Source organism: Thermosulfurimonas sp. F29 (assembly GCF_019688735.1).
GTDB lineage: Bacteria > Desulfobacterota > Thermodesulfobacteria > Thermodesulfobacteriales > Thermodesulfobacteriaceae > Thermosulfurimonas_A.
Genome location: NZ_JAIFYA010000004.1, coordinates 127,581 through 145,269, shown reverse-complemented (window position 1 = coordinate 145,269; position 17,689 = coordinate 127,581). Strand labels below are relative to the sequence as shown.

The following is a 17,689-nucleotide window of genomic DNA, read 5'->3' as shown; positions in this document are numbered from 1 at the left end:
GGAGAAAAAAAAAAAAAAAAAAAAAAAAAAAAAAAAAAAAAAAAAAATGCTCTCAGGCCATTTCCCGCATTTTTCCTCATCCGCGCTTCCTAGCGCTGTTTTTTGCCGTGATTTTGTCGTGACGGATCAAGAGTTGCCCCTCCTTTCGGTTCTCCAGTCCGGCTTCCTTCGGTCTAGCCTTCGGTCTAGCCGGACCGGCTTCAGCTTGATCTAGGCATCATCCGTTTACTGCCGGTCTCAGGCCGAGATGAACGACAGCCGGTGTTGCGGTTGCATGTGCGGTGCGATGCGTGAAAAAGGATGATGGCCTCTCTCCAAGACCTCTTCCGAGATCAAAAAAAGCCCCCCTTTCCGCCCCTCCGCGGAAAGGGGGGCAACTTTTCGCGAAAATCCGCCTTTCCTACCGTTCCCTGCTCACGGCCTCATCGCGCCGGAGCCACTCGGCGTCTCTCGCCATAACTCCGCCTGCCTCCGGTACCAGCGCTCCTGCGGGGGGAAGCCGTTTGCGTCCGCCTTTGCTCAACCGCCTGCTCCTCTTCACTTTCCTCCCCACCGACCGGCGCATCCTCCTCCTCGAAACCGAGAGCGTCCTCCGGCTCCATCACGGGCTCCTCATGAACGGCTTCCTCCCGGGACTCCTCGGCCTCATGCGCGATCTCCTCGGAGACCTCTTCGGATGTTTCAGGAGCCTCCTCCTCGCCTTTCCACGGCTCCATCTCCCGAACAAGCTGGGCCTCGCGGATTCGATCAAGCACATCGAGCAATCCCTCAATCTGAGCATTGGGCACGAAGAAAGCGTGCGCCTGCACCTCCTGCCGCTTGCCGTTCACCTCCTCATAGAGGCTCAACCGAAACATCACCCCGTACTCCTTCTCATTAGGCATCACCCGCAACACGCTTTGCCGTCCGTCCTGCCGCTGGTGAATGAGCGCCACGAAGGGAGTCTTGGGAGGCTTCTTGTCAAAGTGCTCCCGCATCACGAACTGAGCATAGGCGTCGAATTCCTCCTTGCCGCCGCGCACATACGCATCAAGCGCATTGGTGAGGACCCGCAACTCATCGGACTTCATGTTGAAACGCACCGTGTCGTCGCCGCGCCTGACGCTCCCGTCTTTCCCACGCACCAGGGAGCACATCCGCACCTGCGCCCCGAACCGATCGTCCAGCTCAAAGGAAAGCAGGGTCTTTTGACTCATGTACGCTTTCTCCATCACCCTAGCCATGATCAGACACCTCCTTTTTTTCTGCCAAGATAGCTAATTAACCGTATGCGCCACTCCTTTTTTCGAGCACGGATTAAGGCGAAACCGCATGGGCATTTGCCACAGAGGACACAATCCGTCCGGGTACTCGGCCACGAACGAAAGCGGCGTTCACCCTCTTTTCGAGTTCTCCAAACACCCGAAGCGGCTCCCGCCCGGGCTCCACCACCCGCAAAGCCCGCACGAAACGCTTCGAGGTGTAAATGAAGCGCTCCCCCTCAACCTGTCCCGCAAAGGGCTCGAACACCTTCCGCAACCGTTCAGCTACTTCCTCGGCCTCACCCTTTGCCGCCAGCACATATACGGCCGGCTCGAGAAGCACCCTCCGAGACTGCCCCAAAAGGGCCGTCGTGCGGGTGAACTGCGGATAGATGCGCGAGAGGAAAAATGCGAAGTCCTCGGAGGGATCGGCCAAGATCTCCTCAGGAGCGACTCTGGAAAGGACAAGGATCGCTTTCACTAGGGACCTTCCGCCACGCCTGACTTTCACCCGCAACGCCTCACCCTGCGCGAACCTTTCCCCCTCCCCTTCCCTCTCCCAGGGACCGAAAATCTCCTCCATCAGGCCGCGACGCTCCCCTTCGACAACAATGAGATCACCCTGACGAAGGTCCCACGCCGGTCGATACGGCCACCTCTCCATGCGGCGCAAAGCTTCGAGCACCCTGCGCCGATCCACCTGCACGCTTACGGACCGCTCGATCCCGTTCTCGCCCCTTTCCCTCCGCCATACTTCAACGGGTGCCCCGGGGAAAAACCGCTCGAGCAATTCAACGGCGCTCCTCGCGTGTCCGGGGTTGCGAATGTAAACGGTCCAGAACCGTACGCCCCCCATGTTGAAGTACCGCCTCACCGGGAAATGCTCCAGCACAAACCGCCGCAATTCTTCGCCTCCGAAGCTCGCACTAAAAGAAAAGCTCCGCCGCTTCGGATCCCAGGTGACCACATCCATGGCACAGGTGAAGGTAACCCTGGAGACGCCGTCCAACCGTTCGTTTTGCAGGAAGGAAGAAGGCGCAACTTAAGAACGCTTCTTCCCCACGATGGTCCAAACATCAAAAGCGGCCTCGGGACGAGGACGCAATCTCATCGTACCCTTCAATTCCGCTTCCCCTTCCTCACGCATACCCTTGCGCAGCTCACATACCTCTCGCTTGAGCGCTTCGAGCTCCTTCGCCAGTCCCTCTACCCTCGCCTCGAGCTCTCTCAGGCGCTCCTCTTCTTCCCGCATCACCCCGCCGGCAAAGATCTCCCGCAAAAGCTCCTCCTCCTCGAGATCGCCCTTCTCCCGCCACTCCCGGTAGCCCGGGTCGGCAGTATACCGCCTCAAAGCCTTCTCCGCCTCCGCATAGCTCTGAAAGGTGATAACCTCTGTCCACCCCCGCTCGTCCCGCCTGAGTATCCCCCCGGGAAAGGGAGGCACGAAAAGGAAGGCCCGCTCCTCGCCCCGGAAGTCCCGCCCCGTTCGAAGGCGAAAAAGAGCCTCCCTGAAGGAAAGCCCCGCCGCGCCGACCAGCCAGCACCGGGTGCCCTTCACCTCCAGCGCCGGAAACGCTGCAAGCGCCCTCTCTAAGGAAGAACCTCCATTAACAACCTCGCCTGCGCCCTCGCACCGCGGTGGCACCCGGTGCAGGTGACGGGCACCCGCTCCTCGGCGAATTCCCGCGCCGTTTCCGCGTCGAGACCGCGTCGACGCTCTCTTTTCCATATCTCCTTCCACCTCTCCCGGTGGCATTTTAAACACCCCCTGCGCACCCGCTCTGGATCCCGATAGTGACACTCACGACACCGGAAATAACGACTCAGGTGTCGCTTGTCTTCCTCACTTTCGAGGAGTCGCACTAGGGAAACCCCGCGCCCCGCATGATGACACCGATCGCACCCCATTGCGGCCGCATGCTTCAGGTGGTGGAAGCGCACCCTTCCCGCCTCGCTTTTCATCACCACGATGCGCGGCACATCCAGAGCCTCCAGGGCCCGCGTCGCGCCCACCAGACCCACCAGAGCCAGCACAACCCCAACGGCAATGAAGCGCGATCGGATTCCCTTCATCTTTCCCTCCCGCGCCCTTCCCGCTTCCGTAAAAAAGGTTAGCAGAGCGCCATCGGGACTCCTGAATGCTCGTTTTCCTTGAAAGCCAAGGCTTCGGGAGGATGTCCGCACTCCGGATCGGTTAAAAAGTTCGCAAATGAGAGTACCCGGCTAGTTTTGAAAACACCCCCGATTCGTTCGAACTCTCCGGTGAGGAAGGATGCATGGCAAGAAAACCCGCCTCCCGAACCCTCGGTAAGAAGCAAATCGCCAAGCGGCTCGAAACGCTTTATCGAGCGGGTAGACTGCGGGTGGAAGTGCACTCCCTGCGCTGGCTCGCTTCCGCCCCCTACGCCGATGGCGCCGTTTCTCCACCGGCCATGGTGGTCGTGGCCTCAGATCCGAGCGTCTTCGAACGCCCCGCTTTGAAGGAAACACTCAGCCGAGCTCCGAAGGTGCTCAGGCTGGTTTTCCCCGACACGGAGCGGCCCGAAGGCAACGGAAAGGCCTTCGAGCACGAACACATCCTCGCCCTCAAGAGGTTTCTGGCCTCCCTCCTCACCGACCGATTCGTGGAGGGACGCCGCCCTCTACGCCTGCTTTTCGCCTGCGAAGCCGGCGTCTCCCGGTCGGCTTCGCTTGCCGCCTTCGTGCTCTGGCTGGCCACCGGCCAGAATGAAAAAGCCTGGCGAGAAGAGCTCAAGCGCCTCGCCACCGAACGCGGCGAGGTGCTCCTCATCAACCGCTTCGTCTTCTGGAGCCTCATCAACTACTGGAACATCGCGCCCCCGGACCGCATTCCTCAGTTCGTCGAGCCCGCAGGCAATATCGTCCTGAAACTCGCCACCCGCATCAAGGAACCCCTCTATCTCCTCGGACGCATCCTCCTCGACTACATCGGCGCGCTTCACCGTCTGCGCACTCTGAACACCTTCTTCGCAATCCCCCCGCACAAAACTCCTCAGCCCCTCTCCCCATCCTCTCCTATCGATAAATCCTAAGAAAAATCTTATCGATAAAATTTTTCCAAAAACTTATCGATAGGATCAAGCAGGGTCAGGCGGCGCGGGCGGAATCGGCGGCGCCCCCTACGCGCTTGGCGATTTCGAGGAGGGGGTCCTCCTCGGGAGGCCACTCGGAGGGGTCCCGGCGAATCTCCTCAAGGAGCTCCATGTAGGTGTCGGTCGGGCGGATCAGCTCTGGCGCGTATATCTCGAGCAACGGGAACTGCTTCTGATACATGTCCTCCACCTTCTCCTCGAGTTCGCGCTCGAGCACCCGGCTGGGTTCGCCTCCTCCCACATCGAACCCGAAAAGAAGCGCCGTTCCCGTGGGACCCAAACGGATGAGCAACCCCCGCACCAGCTCCTCATCCACCCTCACCAGACGCCCGAAAGCCGCCTCAAAGGGCGAGCGGTTCCGCTCATCTTCCTTGAGCCTCGCCCGAATCTCATCCAGCACCCGCAACACCACATCCCGCGTGAGCCGCAGGAACTTCCTGCCCCTCACCTCAACCACAAGATCTTCATCCTCCTTCCCCTGCGCCACCTTCCGCCATACCAGAAGTGCCAGCCGCTTGACCTTTTTCCCTTTCTCATACCGGAAACGGAACTTGCGAATCCGGTCCTCATAGATGAAATACGCCTCGCCCTTTTTCAGAGCATAGAGGTCGAGAAGCTGAATGCGCTCGCGCTCCTGCACCGTAAAACTTTCCGCCCGCACATCGTACCCCGGTAACACCCCCTTCTTCGCCATCACCGTCGAAGGCACCAGCATGTAGCTCTTTCCCACCCGCTCGAGCACGATCTTCCCCGTCTTCTCCGGGTCCTCGATCTTCATCAGGATCTTGATGTTCGTGTTGCCTATGAGCGCTCCGGCTTCCGCCTCCGAGGCCCGGTACAAACGCCCCAGATCCTGCACCGAAATAATCACCGCATAGCCCAGCGAGCGCGCCTGCGCGAGCACCGTTGAGAAACCCGGCACCGCATAGCTACCGTACTCGTCAAGCACCGCTATGTGCGACAGCGCCGGACGGTTCCGTTCGACCCTCTCCGTGATCTCGTCCGCACTTCCCACCACATCACGCCCGAGAAGCGTCGAAAGCGCCGTTTTGATCACGCCGAGAATCATCTTCCCCATGCGCTGAAGGGTGGTCTCGGACTTCTCCAGCGAGGGCAAGAGCACATAAAGGATGCGCGAATTCTGAATCACATCCACCATGTCTATCTCGGGCTCATGCGTGCAGAAAATCGGCGCATAGGTTCCGCCGAGGAGGTCAAGCGCCTCGTCCCACTGCTGAACCGCAAACTGGTGTTGCTTGACCACCTGCTCGATCAGCATCGTGTCCACCTGTTGCCCCTGATACATCGCGTACACCTGCTCCCACGGCCCCAGATTCGAAAGGTAAGCCATAAGACGCTCGCCCACCGGTACCCGCGCTCCCCCGCGGGTCACATAGAGGGGAATTTCGCCGCTCTTTATCTTCATGCCCCACTCGACCACATTTTTGAGCGAAAGGGCCCGCTGAACATCGCGCACATCAAACACCTTCCCCAGCTCATCCCTCATCCACACCAGAATGGCCATCACCGACCGCATGAGCACCAAACCGCGGCCCTTGAAGTAGTCCGCATTGCCGTCGCCACTCGTTTCTGGAAGAAAGTTCGCCAGCAACTCCACCAGAAAGTCGCCGTCGCCGTGCAAAAAGGGATTGAAGGTGTTTGACTGGGCGGGATTGAGAAAGTTCAACACCAGGAAGTCCTCCTGACGCCCCGCCTCGGCCACCATGCTCGCAAAGATGTAAAAGGTGTCCCGGGTGTCGGACTTCCCGTCCACGAAGGTGCATCCGCCGCCCCAGAGCATGTGCGAAAAGAGGAGCTTCCGTATGCCCGTGGTCTTTCCCGCTCCCGTGGTTCCGATGAGGAGCACATGACGGGTGAGCTCCGAAAGGGGCACCTGAAGAGGCCACCCGAATTCGTCCGTCCCCAGCTCGAGGAAACGCCGTTCCTGGGGATCTTTCGCTTTGGGATCGACCCGGAAGAAAGGCCCGGGTCCCTTCTTCACCCCTAGGGCCCAGAACCCCGCGCCGAGCACCGCGCCCAGTCCGAACACCTCGGGCACGGGAAACCCCAGCGCCGCCGAAATCGGCCACCCCACAAGACACCCGAGACCGAAAAGAGAAGAGTACTCCGCAAGCGTCCGCCAATCCCGGGGCTCAAACCGGTCAAACCGCGTCGGCGCGCGGAATACCGCCCTCATCGCTCTCAAAAAATTAGCCTACGCAAACTCATCAGCATTTCATCGCTTTCAACCCGCTCCGTTTCCCGCTCCTCCTCTCCACGCTCCGCATCCGCCCCTATTTCATCCCTGCAAAACGATGTATCCGTTGTCGTCTCGGGAGACGAAACACCCCCGCTCGCAACAAAAGGGTTTCGAACAGGAATAAAACGAATGCGGCCGTCCGAGTCGCTCGGCGTGTACCATAGCACCCCCTCACCCTTCGCGGCCTCTCGCTTGAGGAAGTCGGCGAAGAGATGCAAAACCGTCCGCAGGAATTCCGAGCGATTGCTCTGCGCCTCCAGCATACGCCAGACTTCCTCATCCTCTGGAAGATAGAGGACAAAGCTCACCTTGCGGATAGATTTCCCGCGAGCCATTCTCAATCCTTCCCCAAGCTGGAAACTAGCCTTCCATTCTCAACCCTTATAGGGGGGCGCCAAACCCGTCCTTCCCTTCCTTGTTTCCCTTCTCTTTTCAACCCTTATAGGGGAACACCAAACGGAGATGAGGTTCACTTCTCAACCCTTATAGGGAAACTACAAACTTATTCCCCCTTTCGTCAGGAGGAAAACCCCAGCTTTCTTCTCAACCCTTATAGGGAAACTACAAACGACCGCCCAGGTCTCGGCCGCGCTGGGGGTGGACAGCTTCTCAACCCTTATAGGGGAACTACAAACTGAGGATCGGCGCCCCTCGCTGATTACGCGCCCGGCTTCTCAACCCTTATAGGGGAACTACAAACTTTTCCCCCGTGCGGAGAAAGAGGGTCGTGTTCGTTTGTTTCCACTTCTCAACCCTTATAGGGGAACTACAAACGCGTTTGTGGTGGCTTAGCTGGGAGAGGTGGTTGCTCTTCTCAACCCTTATAGGGGAACTACAAACATTGAGGAGTTCCGGCGCGGTTATCCCGAGGGGGATCTTCTCAACCCTTATAGGGGAACTACAAACGAAAATCAGGAACAGCCCCCGGATTTAACAGAGATTCTTCTCAACCCTTATAGGGGAACTACAAACCCATGCAGGGGGTACTCTTCAATCCCTTGAAATTTCTTTCTTCTCGAGCAACATAACTCCCTTCGCTCAACCCGTTTCGCCGCCGGACCCCGAATCCTGCAAGATCCCTAGGGTATCCGGCGGCACCTGTTGTCAAAGATCAACCCCTACCCTTTCTATACCCTCCCTACAATACCCACGCCAACCCCTGAAAACCCTTGAGCACCAACCCCTTCCGGGGTTGCCTCGATCCGTTCCTCCGCATTGCAAAACATCGAACTCTGCCGGCTACCTTTCATCACAGAAGCAATTGCTCCCTTGAGGGCGAAAAGCTAAGGAGGCCGTCATGCCTGAGGAGAAGGAAACCAAAGAAACATCGGGCGGGAATCCCCCGAACATCGAGGAGGAATTCGACCGCTACATCGAGGAAATGCTCCGCTCCGAGGAGGTCGTCTTTCTCGAGGAAGACTCCCCCGCCGAGCCCGCGGAGGAGTCTAAAAGGTTGCACCCCCCTAAACACGACACGGGACGCCGCATGCCCGGCCCCACAGGGCGCCCGATCGCCTCCCGAGAGACGGCCCCGCGCCGCAAAAGCGCCGAAGAACTCGACCAGCTCGCCTCCCTCGAAGAAGGACTCGCCAACCTCGGGTTCGCCACGCGGCAACTCTTTGTGAGCGTGTGCACCCTGTTCGACGCGATGCGCAAGACCCCGGACCTCTCAGGCGACCTCGCCGAGATCAAAAAGCTCCTCCGCAAGCAAACCGCCACCTCTAAGACGCCCGCCGCCTCCAGGGTAAACTACACCCTCATTCTGCTCGGATCGCTCATCGCCGGGGTGATCGGCGGACTCCTCGGGGGAATCCTCTCATCCGCCTTGCTAAAATTCTTTTAGAAGACCGAAGGGAGGGCAAGCTATGCGGTTTCCTTTCAAGCGACGCCGCAAAAAAATCGAGATCTGGATCGGCCCTAAACCGAAAAGAAACCTTCTCTCACGCATATTCCGTCGCAAGAAAACCGCAGGCCTCATCATCACGCTTGCACTAATGCTGGTGCTGACCCCTTACGCCCTCCAGGTCTCCCGCAAACCGACGACGACCATTGTCGCTCCCGGCGGAGCGCCCGTGTGCCTTCCCTCTAACACCGATCGCATACCCGCCGTAAAGCTGGTCCCCAAAGAGGCCCGCGGCGAACATGTTACATGCACCATCACCAACTGGTGGGGCAACTGGGTCGGACTGGGGAAACTGTTCGTCACCCTTCGGCACATCTTCGGCACGCTTAGTGCCATCAACAATGTGTTCAACACATACTTCTCCTGGGTGAAAAGCGTCTACAACCGCATCCTGAACATCTACAAGCGGGGGACCGACTTCCTGCACAACCCCACCGCCTACCTCGCGGCCCTCGGCCGCTCTTCTCTCCTCCAGCACACCTCGCTCGGCCAAGTCTTCGCCACCATCCGCAACCGCTATGCACAGGTCACCGGCATGCTCAAGGATTCCCCCCTGGTCTACACCACGAAAAATGAGGACCAAACCGCCGCCATCGCCAAGGCGGGTTACCAGGTCACCGGAAATCCCGCCTGGGGCAACACCTACCAGGAAGTGGCGCACAATGTGCGAAGGATCGCCGTGGAAAAAGGCCCCCAAACCGCCCTCAAGGCCGTCACCGCCAACACACCCACCATCCCCACGGGGGCCGAATTGTCCAGCCTTCGGTCTAAGGAGGAGCTTCGGAAAAAGCTCGACCGCACCAACCGCGCTCTGGCCGTTATCTTCAAGGGAGACCCCATCTCGCCCGCCGACATGAAGGACCTGCTGGAACACGCCGACGACGCCACTCTGGGCCACATCATCCACGAAGTCAATGTCGCCAACATCCAGAACGACTACCTCGGAAAGTCCGTGGACCTTTCCCTTCAAAACGCTCTGGCCGCGCACCAGATCCTGAAAAACTTCGGTGACCCAAAAGCGATGCAAGACTACCTCAAGCGCGTCGACAAGGACTACTACTTCACCCAAGCCATTAAGGACATCCTGAAAATCAACTATGTGCGCATGATCCTCGAGGCGCGCATCCTCGATGAGCTGACCCGGCTCAACACCGCCGTCGCCATCACCGAAGGCGCGAAGGTGAACGAAAAGCTACACAGGGAGGTTTACACCAGCCTGCCCTGAATCGACTCGCCTGACGGGGAGGTGCAAATGCTGAAAAGCATTTCTCTCAAACCTCTGAAACGCGGGAAGCGCTTCTCCCTGAAAAACATCTTTGCCAAACCCCTCGCCATCGACCACGAAGGCGTCCTTTACAGCGCGGAAACCGGCGAGCGCATCCCCCCCACCGAAGCTGGACGCTATCGCATCCTTCATGTCACTTCCGTCCGTTCCCATGTGGTGCGCGACCGCCCCGCGGGGCGTTTCCCGTACACCTACCGCACCCGGGACGGTCGCTACATGATGGCCTCCACCCTCACCCTGCCCTTCCTGCGCGACGCCGTGACCGACCACCGTCAGATCAGCGCCGTGCTCTTCACCACGCCGGCCATGGCCATCGCCTGCCTGGGACACCGCTATGAAGTGGTGCACCTGCCTCGCGATCCCGCCGAGGCCAGGGAAGCCCTCGACCGCTTCGCTTCCAACTTCTATCAGGGCGTCCAATACGCCGTCATCCCCCTCGAAAAAGCCATCACCCTCGTCCAGCCACGCACCCGCAAACCGCTCATCGTCGCCGCAATAGCCGGGTTCATCCTCTGCCTCTCCTTCCTCCTCGGAGGCGGCGGTGAGGAGACGCCCAACCTGCCCCCTCCCCCACCGCCCGGCACGCAAACCACGCATCAGCCTGCCATCGATCCGCGATTGATCGCTGTATGCCGCACGAAAACCATCATCCTTCGCGCCTTCAGGGAAGGTCTGCGGGCTCAGCGGGACATGGGGTTTCTCGGTGACATCGGTTTTGACGGCGGAGGACGCCTGGGCCTTTACTACCTCCTGCCCCTCACCCACACCAGACGCGCAAACGACTTTTATGTGCGCACCATCACCGTTACACCAACCGCAACCGCTCCCGCCACCTGCAATCCGGGCAGGCTTTCCCCCACAGAATGCCTCGCCCGGCTCGTCCGCTATCACCCCGACATAGAAGGACAATCCGCCGCCGGGTTCATTTTGCGCTTCACCGGCACCTACACCACCGAAAAAACAGCCCGCCTGCTCGCCACCCTCGCCGATTGCCCCGCTGAAGTCCACGGCAATGTCGTCTTCCGCAACCCCTTCGAACGCGACCTCTCCCTCCGCGTGACTGTGATGACAACTCCCATCGCTAAACCATCGCGCTAGCTCTCTCCATCCCTCGGCTTCCCACCGGAAGTTTCCCCGAGTTTCCGCATTCCATACCTTCTCTGAAACTCTCTGAAGGCTTCGGAAAATTTCAGCATTGTTCACAACTTCCCAGAATTCTTCGGAAAACTTCGAGATGATCAAGCGGATTCCCCGCGCGCTTCTCCAGAAATTTTCAGAATTTCTCCGAATGAGTCCGAAGATTTCCGAAAGCCACAGGGGTTTGCGTTACTGTATAGGTGAGGATGAGGGTTAAGACTGGGCGCGGGTTGAGACAAGCGGGCAGGCGGATGAGGGGCATTCGGGACAGGCCGCGGCGAGGATCGGCGCAAGCAAGCGCTGAGCCGTCTGCGCCACTTCCGGATCGAAAAGCTTTCCCCTTCCCCGCTGTAAAAAAATCAGCACTTTTTCCGGACGCCAGCCGCCACCGCGATAACCCCGCGGGAAAAGCAAAGCGTCCACCACATCCGCCACCCGAGCCACTCTCGCCAAAAACGGAATCGAGCGCTCCCGCAAGCCCCGGGGGTAACCGCTTCCATCCCAGTTCTCATGATGGTAAAGGGCCACCTCCTGCGCCAAACGAAGGCCGATTCGGGTTTCAAGGCCACCAAGCGGACTCGCAAGATGTCCGAAATGCTCGCGTTCCCTCAAAAAGCGCAATACTGCCTCGCCGAACTCGGTGTGGCGCTCAACCATTTCGCGTTCTTCTTCCGTAAGACGGCGTTTCTCCGCTAAGAACACCCAGGGAACAGCGATCTTGCCCACATCATGCAACTGAAAAGCCAGCCAGAGCGCTCCTGCGGGTACACGCCCCCATAGCTCGAAATCGCCGCACTCGCTCATCAACGCAAGTCCAAACGCCGCAAAACGCAAACAATGTCCCGGCGTGTGCGCCACAAACGAGTCCACCCGCGAAAGCAATCGCAAAATGCCGCCGAGATCGTAGCGAAAAATGCTCTCATCCAGCACAAACATGTCGCGACCGCCCTACCGCCTCCCGGAACCGAAAACGGCCTCCCGCGCGGCCTCCTCGAGAAAAGCCAGCACCCTCTCCCACTCACTTCGCGGCAAGGTGAGGTAGCTCCCCCGGTCCTGACGCACTGCGAGCACAAAGAGATCCGCCCTTTGCACGAAGCCACTCCGCACCAATCGCCCCATTCCGCGCGTGTCTTTGAAAGCCTCATGCCAGCTAATAAGCGCTCCGAACACCTCCAGCGCCACATGAACGCGGCTCCCGTCGGGATCGGGATACTCCAGCACTATGTCGTACACCACTCGCTCCGGGGGACGCCCCTGCGAGAGGCTCTGCTCCGCTTCCACCGTCCACACCCGCCAGCTCTCGAGCACCACCCCTGCGATGTGCTTCACCACCTCAAGGCGCCGCTCGCTTTCGCCGAGCTCAAAAAGGTCGAAGATCCGCTCAAGACGCACCCGTTCGTCCCGAATTCGATGCGGGAAGCGGTAGGTGAAAAGGAAGTCACTCTCCTTAAGAGACATCCGCAAAATGTGCGCGAGAGTGTGCTGGTCCCCTATCAGGGGGAGAATCTGCGCCCTGATGAGCTCGTTCCTCGCCACGCGCCACCTCCCCTATGCTTCCAGCCTCTCTCATTCGCTCCGTGCATCTTCTTCCTCGAAGGCCTCCTCGGCCGTCTGCATCATGGCCCTTACGCTGGCGACTACCCGCTCATCGGCCAGCAACCGGTCCAGAGGAACGGTCACCACCTGCGTCGCTTCGTTCAGGCTACGCACGGTGTGAAACCGCTCCCCCGGCGCTAAGGGACGCCAGATGAGGTCCCCTCCGTCCCAGAGGAGCAGAAATCCTTCCTCATGCGGCAGAAAAGATCCCTTGATCACATACGCTTCGAGCATCTCGGTGCGTTTTTCTATGTAAAGCACTCCTCCTGATACCCTTCCGCGATAGACATGAAGCGGTGACCTCTCACCCATTGTGCCCCTCCGAAGGTATGGCTTTACGATACTCCGAAGGCAAGCTAACTTTTCACCCTAAAGCCGTTTCGGAGACACCAGCAGAAGGAGGCAAACAAAATGGAGCGCGAACTCTCCCCTGAGGAGGTAAAAGCCGAACTCTATACCGACGCCATTCGGCAGGCCGAGCGCCTCATTCGCCGCGGAATGGACCAGTATCGGCGCTTCAAAGAAACCGATGAACCCGAGGAACGCCGTCACCTCGGGTTCGTTCTCAATATGACCCTTGCGCGCCTGACGACTCTGTTCCGCATTCTCGCCGTGGTAACCGGCAACGGAGCGAATGCGCTCGCAACCGACATCGACCGCTTACTTGAGAACGAAGTCTTCGCACCGCAGGAGGCGGAGAAACTCCTCATGAGAGCCCTGCATTACCTCGAAAAACTTGCGGGGCGCGCTTCCAGCGGGCATGACTAAGTCGAATACCCGAACCGAAAGCGCAATTTGCAAAGGGGTGTAGGGCGGCGGGTTCCAGAAGGTTGCGAAAAGAATCTGCGGAGCATTTGGCGAAGTGCTATTGCATAGCTGAAGACCGGGCGGGCTGACTCCACCCGACCTTTCGGTCTGGATGGAGAATGCGCCCGCCCGCGTGTTCGGTCACTTCTTCCTCCGGCGCCTGCTTTGGGCATTCAGGCGCTTTAGCAATCCCCTTGCAGGCTTGAAAGCGAGCACCTTCCGCTTGGGTATGGTAATCTCCTCGCCGGTGCGCGGGTTGCGCCCCTTGCGCGAGGCACGCTCCCGCACGGTGAAGGTGCCGAATCCCCGCAAGACCAGCGATTCGTCTTTCTCCATGCCGGCAAGCTCCTCAAAAAATCCTCCAAGCACCCGCTTCACCACATCCTTGGACACCCCTTCCCGCCTCGCAATGGTCTGCACGATTTCGGTGTATGTCATGCGCAATCCCTCCTTCCGTTTTTTGCGTTCGAAGTTAGCATAACAGAAATGAATCGCTTACGCTACGCGGCATTCGGATCCGTCGAATCGAAAGCGGCTTAGTGGGGTTTCTCTAAAGCGTGAAACGACGCGGTGTTCGAGGGCTTCCTTCTGAGAAGACGAAAGCGCTAAAATGGAAGCGGGTGCGAGGAAGAAACCATGGAAGCGCAAAACAAACAAACAAAGCGGGTTAATGTGCGGGAGGCCCTGCGAAGGGTGCACGACGAAATTGTTTCCTGCCACGCCTGCAACCTGCGCGGTGGAGCGCGGCTTCCGGTGCCCGGGTCCAAAATCGCCGAGATTCCCGACTTGGAGCGGGCACCCCTCTTGATCGTCGGTGAAGCCCCGGGCCGAGAGGAGGACCTTCAGGGGGCGCCTTTCGTCGGATGGGCGGGCAAGTTCCTGCGGAAAATGCTCCAGCGGGCCGACCTCGCGCATCTGACTTACATCACCAACCTGGTTAAGTGCCGTCCGCCGCAGAACCGCGATCCTCAACCGGAGGAAATCGTCGCCTGTGCGCCGTTCCTCGATCGTCAAATTGAAGCGGCGCGTCCTCACATTATCCTCGCGCTGGGGCGTTTCTCGGCAGGATATGTGTGGGAGAAGTTTTTGCACGAGGTCTTCGACAAGCCCTTCCCCGGAATCACCCGGGTGAACGGTCAGGCTTACACCCTCGAGCATAACGGCGAGCGCCTTTACATCGCCTTTTTCGTTCATCCCGCCTACATTCTGCGCCGCGCCAGGGAAGGCGAAACAACCCTCCCCAAAGCCTTTTACGCTCACCTGCAGGGGCTCCGCTTCGTGCTCGAGCGACTCGGCTACCCCCGGCGCAAGCGGCGCTATCGATAAGTTTTAACGAAAGGCTTATCGATAAAAGATCGCTTAAGTTTTATCGATAGGGCCTCTCGCCGCCTCGCCCTACTCTTCTTCGGCCTGCTGTCTGCGTTTCAGCTCGCGTTCGCGCAACCGCTTGAGCTTCTCCGGATCGCTCACGGGCCAGAGCACCCTGCCCTTCTCAAGAAAGTCTCGATAGTAGAGCAGAGCCAGACGCACGCGCCGATCCCTGACGGTCCGGGCCACCACCGCGGGAGGCACATTGGCGCGCATCCGTATCCGGGCGAAGCTCTCCGCCGCTTTGCGCGGATCGGAAAGGTTGAGGCGTTCCCTCACGCCAAAGTCCTCCTCGAGCACCTTTTCGGGAGGCGTGTTTTTGATGCGCTGAAGGAGCTTTTTCTCCGAGGGGATCCGCCGCAAGCGCCGCCTCAGCACAAGCCACCCTACAGCGCAAAAGCCCGCACCGGCGACTGCCGTTCGCAAAGGTGAGGCCTGCGCTTCCCAGACCGCTCGGAAAAATTGCGTGACGGGCATCCGCATGGCCGCCGATGGATGCGTCAGGTAATACCAGGTTGCTTCCAGGAAGGTGCGCGCGACATCCGGTTCAAAAGCGAGCACCGCCTCGACACCTTTGACTAGGAGCACACTTGCATAGAGAACGCACCGCAGAGGAGGAATGAGCGCAAAAGCGAGCACAAGGAGAATGATGAAAGCTACGGAGAAGATCAGAATCAGGATAGTGTCGTGGACCGGATCGTCCTGCGAGTGGCCCCGGTAATTCATGCCCGTCGCCCTTGTGCCGCCCTACCCCGCTTTCCCATCAGTATCGGGCGGGACCCGAAGCGACCAGGGGTGTCCCACCTTCACGCCGGTAGTCCCGTCCGCTTCTGGACCACACGATGAGGGCATACCGGTACCGAGCACCTTTCACGGGCACCACATAGAAGTGATCCGCCAGGGGCGCCTTTTCCATCTGTTCAAGCTTGGCCTTGACCGCTTCCTCATAGTCATTGTAGAACCCGAGCACATAGAGCGTACCGCCCCTCCCCTCGAGGAAGTCCTCCCAAGTGCCAGCCTTAAATCGAGCCGGTGCGGTGACCACCAGGGTGTAACGCGGTGGGCTGAAGGACCGCCCGTCGGGCGAAACTCCCGGTGTTTCCTCAATGATGGCCACCTCCGGCGGTACGAGCAAACCGTCCCGCACCATGCGCCGCCAGAGAGCCATGTTGCGCACCACCTCGGCGTCGTTCCGGAGGGCCCGCTTTACCTCCTCGAAACACATCTCTTTGCCTTTGTTCACGCCCTTCCGGTACCCCTCCTGAAAACCCGCCTCGTATCCGGCTCGGTAGCGTTCCTTCAGCAATTTGGCGTCGGGGCTTACCGTTTCCGTCGTGGCGCATCCCGTCGTGATGCCGAGCAATACGACACCGACAAGCCCGGCCACAAACCTGCGCATTCTTCTTTGCATGGGACAAAGCCTCCTCGCTCGGATGATTTCGTGTGCGACTACAGGAAAATGACCCGCCTCCTCACCCTCATTTCTCTCGAGGGGAACCTGCCCACCACGGAGTGACCGCAAAAGGCCGCCCTGAAAACGACTTCAACATCGAGTGTTCCCTTATTCGCACGCGAACAAAATCATGAAGACCGCGTGAGGAGATGGGCATGAGATTGTTCGCAATGGTTGTTCTTGCGGCGTGTTTGTTCGGAGTGAGCATATTGCTTGCAAAGGGTTACGCCGACGGCGATCCGACGGCGCTAGCGAATACCACCTCGGAAAAGCCGGAAAAGGCGCTTCCCGCCGAGGTGCGCTCCTTCCTCAGGGAGCACCCCAAGCTGAAGCCTCTTTTCGAGGGGCTGACCGAAGTCGAGGCTTACGACCTCTACAAGGAGCTGAAAAGAATGAGCCCCGAAGATTTGCGCATCGTGGAGCGGTCCTTCACAAGCCCTCTCGCTCTTCCCGACTACTCTGGAGCGAAACCGGATGGCAACGCCACAGCCACGGCAACTGTTTCGCCTGCGACGAAAAACCTCGTAAACATTGCCTCGGTGGACACCGTTCCTCCACGGAACCCCGCAATCGCGAAGAGACGCCTTTCGCCCTCTCCGACGGGGGAAGCTTTGCGTATTCTGGAACGAGAGGGAAGAGGGGAGAGGGTTGTTTCAGCATCAGGCGTGACGGGCACGGGCGCGGTCTCCTCCGGCAAGGAAGGCGAGAATGAGCAGACCTACCCTTACGGAGTGCTCTCTCCCGATGAAGTGCGCGCGATCCGCAAGAAAGCGCTCGCTTACGAGCGAGCGGCCAAGGAGCCTCTTCCCCCGCACCCCGGTCGGTTCAGGGTGGTGCCCTACACGCCGTACCCGCAACGCCTGCGTCTCGCGGTGGGATACGCCACTCTCGTGCAGGTGCCCTTTCGCATCGCCGCAAGCAAGGACAGCATCGCCGTGGTGGGCGATCGTTCAGCCTTTGAGGTTTTCACGCTACCCGACCGCAAAAGAGTGGTCATCTTCCCGAAACGATACTTTGCCGCTTCCAACCTCATTCTCGTGCCGGAAGATCCCTCCCTTGAGCCGGCGTCGTTCTACCTCGAGGAGGCGCAGGACCGAAAAGGGGCGGATTATGTGGTCAAGGTGTTGCCGCCTGAAAAGGGGCGCCTCACCCCGCGCGACCTCGCCAGGCTCGCCCTTGAGGGCTGGCTACCGCCGGCCGTGGCTTCCCTGCGGGAGCTTGTTTGCTCAGATCACCTGGGTGGACGCGTGTTGCGCACCTGCCGTCTCAGGCATCCAGATTATGTCGTCGTGCTTCTTGACGGGCGGTTCGAGTGCCGGCGGGGATGCACCTTCAGGGCATACTTCCCCGCGAGCGACCGGACGGCTATCGGCTTCAGCCCGCTTGAAGAACCGGCCCTCGTGTTGCGAAACGACGGTACGGAAAGAGGCTACACCTTGAACCGGATCGACGGGCGCTGGGTGCTTGTGCCCGCGGATTTGCCCGAAGTTCCTTGAACCACGGAGGAAAACACCGCTAAAAAGCGA

The 17,689-nt window shown here is 59.4% G+C and carries 19 protein-coding genes and 1 CRISPR repeat array; of the genes, 7 read left to right on the top strand and 12 right to left on the bottom strand.

Going from position 1 to position 17,689, the window contains the following annotated elements:
- Positions 1-422: 422 nt before the first annotated feature.
- From K3767_RS11690 to K3767_RS11675, 4 genes are all read right to left on the bottom strand, one after another.
- Positions 423-1,223, bottom strand: a complete 801-nt coding sequence (locus tag K3767_RS11690) for a hypothetical protein (protein ID WP_221173778.1) — start codon at positions 1,221-1,223, stop codon at positions 423-425.
- Between the two features lie 73 nt (positions 1,224-1,296).
- Positions 1,297-2,145, bottom strand: a complete 849-nt coding sequence (locus K3767_RS11685; RefSeq protein WP_221173777.1) for a hypothetical protein — start codon at positions 2,143-2,145, stop codon at positions 1,297-1,299.
- A 138-nt stretch (positions 2,146-2,283) separates the two neighbouring features.
- The gene (locus tag K3767_RS11680; protein ID WP_221173776.1) at positions 2,284-2,799 is read right to left on the bottom strand and encodes a hypothetical protein; all 516 of its coding nucleotides are present in this window, start codon (positions 2,797-2,799) and stop codon (positions 2,284-2,286) included.
- Positions 2,800-2,831: 32 nt separating this feature from the next.
- Positions 2,832-3,314: a cytochrome c3 family protein gene (locus K3767_RS11675; RefSeq protein ID WP_221173775.1), complete on the bottom strand. Its 483-nt coding sequence runs from the start codon at positions 3,312-3,314 to the stop codon at positions 2,832-2,834.
- A gap of 203 nt (positions 3,315-3,517) precedes the next feature.
- Between K3767_RS11675 and K3767_RS11670 the strand changes: the two genes are divergently transcribed.
- The gene (locus K3767_RS11670; RefSeq protein WP_221173774.1) at positions 3,518-4,294 is read left to right on the top strand and encodes a hypothetical protein; all 777 of its coding nucleotides are present in this window, start codon (positions 3,518-3,520) and stop codon (positions 4,292-4,294) included.
- Positions 4,295-4,349: 55 nt separating this feature from the next.
- On the opposite strand, the gene K3767_RS11665 is transcribed toward K3767_RS11670, so the two are convergent.
- Positions 4,350-6,551 carry a TraM recognition domain-containing protein gene (locus tag K3767_RS11665; RefSeq protein WP_221173773.1) on the bottom strand — a complete coding sequence of 734 codons (2,202 nt, stop codon included), beginning with the start codon at positions 6,549-6,551 and terminating at the stop codon, positions 4,350-4,352.
- A gap of 5 nt (positions 6,552-6,556) precedes the next feature.
- The gene (locus tag K3767_RS11660) at positions 6,557-6,877 is read right to left on the bottom strand and encodes a hypothetical protein (RefSeq protein WP_221173772.1); all 321 of its coding nucleotides are present in this window, start codon (positions 6,875-6,877) and stop codon (positions 6,557-6,559) included.
- A gap of 209 nt (positions 6,878-7,086) precedes the next feature.
- A CRISPR array of direct repeats spans positions 7,087-7,586; the repeat unit is 30 nt; unit sequence CTTCTCAACCCTTATAGGGGAACTACAAAC.
- Positions 7,587-7,911: 325 nt separating this feature from the next.
- Here K3767_RS11660 and K3767_RS11655 point away from each other — a divergent pair.
- The 3 genes from K3767_RS11655 to K3767_RS11645 are packed head-to-tail and all read left to right on the top strand — an operon-like array spanning position 7,912 to position 10,900.
- Positions 7,912-8,457, top strand: coding sequence for a hypothetical protein (locus K3767_RS11655; RefSeq protein WP_221173771.1), 546 nt, complete (start codon positions 7,912-7,914; stop codon positions 8,455-8,457).
- 22 nt (positions 8,458-8,479) lie between these two features.
- The gene (locus K3767_RS11650; protein WP_221173770.1) at positions 8,480-9,742 is read left to right on the top strand and encodes a hypothetical protein; all 1,263 of its coding nucleotides are present in this window, start codon (positions 8,480-8,482) and stop codon (positions 9,740-9,742) included.
- A gap of 27 nt (positions 9,743-9,769) precedes the next feature.
- Positions 9,770-10,900, top strand: coding sequence for a hypothetical protein (locus K3767_RS11645; RefSeq protein WP_221173769.1), 1,131 nt, complete (start codon positions 9,770-9,772; stop codon positions 10,898-10,900).
- Between the two features lie 252 nt (positions 10,901-11,152).
- Here K3767_RS11645 and K3767_RS11640 read toward each other — a convergent pair whose 3' ends face one another.
- The 3 genes from K3767_RS11640 to K3767_RS11630 are packed head-to-tail and all read right to left on the bottom strand — an operon-like array spanning position 11,153 to position 12,847.
- On the bottom strand, positions 11,153-11,875 hold the full coding sequence (locus tag K3767_RS11640) for an HD-GYP domain-containing protein (RefSeq protein WP_221173768.1): 723 nt from the start codon (positions 11,873-11,875) through the stop codon (positions 11,153-11,155).
- Between the two features lie 12 nt (positions 11,876-11,887).
- Positions 11,888-12,475: a hypothetical protein gene (locus K3767_RS11635; RefSeq protein ID WP_221173767.1), complete on the bottom strand. Its 588-nt coding sequence runs from the start codon at positions 12,473-12,475 to the stop codon at positions 11,888-11,890.
- Between the two features lie 30 nt (positions 12,476-12,505).
- Positions 12,506-12,847: a hypothetical protein gene (locus K3767_RS11630; RefSeq protein ID WP_221173766.1), complete on the bottom strand. Its 342-nt coding sequence runs from the start codon at positions 12,845-12,847 to the stop codon at positions 12,506-12,508.
- A gap of 99 nt (positions 12,848-12,946) precedes the next feature.
- Between K3767_RS11630 and K3767_RS11625 the strand changes: the two genes are divergently transcribed.
- On the top strand, positions 12,947-13,303 hold the full coding sequence (locus K3767_RS11625) for a hypothetical protein (RefSeq protein ID WP_221173765.1): 357 nt from the start codon (positions 12,947-12,949) through the stop codon (positions 13,301-13,303).
- 180 nt (positions 13,304-13,483) lie between these two features.
- Here the strand turns inward: K3767_RS11625 and K3767_RS11620 are convergent, their stop codons facing one another.
- On the bottom strand, positions 13,484-13,780 hold the full coding sequence (locus tag K3767_RS11620; RefSeq protein ID WP_221173764.1) for an HU family DNA-binding protein: 297 nt from the start codon (positions 13,778-13,780) through the stop codon (positions 13,484-13,486).
- A 198-nt stretch (positions 13,781-13,978) separates the two neighbouring features.
- On the opposite strand from K3767_RS11620, the gene K3767_RS11615 reads away from it, so the two are divergent.
- A complete protein-coding gene (locus K3767_RS11615) occupies positions 13,979-14,668 on the top strand; it encodes a uracil-DNA glycosylase (protein ID WP_221173763.1) in 690 nt (229 codons plus the stop codon).
- A gap of 69 nt (positions 14,669-14,737) precedes the next feature.
- On the opposite strand, the gene K3767_RS11610 is transcribed toward K3767_RS11615, so the two are convergent.
- Both K3767_RS11610 and K3767_RS11605 read right to left on the bottom strand, forming a co-directional pair.
- Positions 14,738-15,436 (bottom strand): hypothetical protein, encoded by a 699-nt coding sequence (locus K3767_RS11610; protein WP_221173762.1) that lies wholly within the window; start codon positions 15,434-15,436, stop codon positions 14,738-14,740.
- A 37-nt stretch (positions 15,437-15,473) separates the two neighbouring features.
- Positions 15,474-16,121: a hypothetical protein gene (locus K3767_RS11605; protein WP_221173761.1), complete on the bottom strand. Its 648-nt coding sequence runs from the start codon at positions 16,119-16,121 to the stop codon at positions 15,474-15,476.
- 197 nt (positions 16,122-16,318) lie between these two features.
- On the opposite strand from K3767_RS11605, the gene K3767_RS11600 reads away from it, so the two are divergent.
- Positions 16,319-17,659, top strand: a complete 1,341-nt coding sequence (locus K3767_RS11600) for a hypothetical protein (protein ID WP_221173760.1) — start codon at positions 16,319-16,321, stop codon at positions 17,657-17,659.
- The last annotated feature ends 30 nt before the right edge of the window (positions 17,660-17,689 follow it).

Coding starts and splice junctions, on each gene's coding strand:
- K3767_RS11690 (WP_221173778.1), bottom strand. CDS start 1,223: ATGGCTAGGGTGATGGAGAAAGCGTACATGAGTCAAAAGACCCTGCTT.
- K3767_RS11675 (WP_221173775.1), bottom strand. CDS start 3,314: ATGAAGGGAATCCGATCGCGCTTCATTGCCGTTGGGGTTGTGCTGGCT.
- K3767_RS11670 (WP_221173774.1), top strand. CDS start 3,518: ATGGCAAGAAAACCCGCCTCCCGAACCCTCGGTAAGAAGCAAATCGCC.
- K3767_RS11665 (WP_221173773.1), bottom strand. CDS start 6,551: ATGAGGGCGGTATTCCGCGCGCCGACGCGGTTTGACCGGTTTGAGCCC.
- K3767_RS11660 (WP_221173772.1), bottom strand. CDS start 6,877: ATGCTGGAGGCGCAGAGCAATCGCTCGGAATTCCTGCGGACGGTTTTG.
- K3767_RS11655 (WP_221173771.1), top strand. CDS start 7,912: ATGCCTGAGGAGAAGGAAACCAAAGAAACATCGGGCGGGAATCCCCCG.
- K3767_RS11650 (WP_221173770.1), top strand. CDS start 8,480: ATGCGGTTTCCTTTCAAGCGACGCCGCAAAAAAATCGAGATCTGGATC.
- K3767_RS11645 (WP_221173769.1), top strand. CDS start 9,770: ATGCTGAAAAGCATTTCTCTCAAACCTCTGAAACGCGGGAAGCGCTTC.
- K3767_RS11640 (WP_221173768.1), bottom strand. CDS start 11,875: ATGTTTGTGCTGGATGAGAGCATTTTTCGCTACGATCTCGGCGGCATT.
- K3767_RS11630 (WP_221173766.1), bottom strand. CDS start 12,847: ATGGGTGAGAGGTCACCGCTTCATGTCTATCGCGGAAGGGTATCAGGA.
- K3767_RS11625 (WP_221173765.1), top strand. CDS start 12,947: ATGGAGCGCGAACTCTCCCCTGAGGAGGTAAAAGCCGAACTCTATACC.
- K3767_RS11620 (WP_221173764.1), bottom strand. CDS start 13,780: ATGACATACACCGAAATCGTGCAGACCATTGCGAGGCGGGAAGGGGTG.
- K3767_RS11615 (WP_221173763.1), top strand. CDS start 13,979: ATGGAAGCGCAAAACAAACAAACAAAGCGGGTTAATGTGCGGGAGGCC.
- K3767_RS11610 (WP_221173762.1), bottom strand. CDS start 15,436: ATGAATTACCGGGGCCACTCGCAGGACGATCCGGTCCACGACACTATC.
- K3767_RS11605 (WP_221173761.1), bottom strand. CDS start 16,121: ATGCAAAGAAGAATGCGCAGGTTTGTGGCCGGGCTTGTCGGTGTCGTA.
- K3767_RS11600 (WP_221173760.1), top strand. CDS start 16,319: ATGAGATTGTTCGCAATGGTTGTTCTTGCGGCGTGTTTGTTCGGAGTG.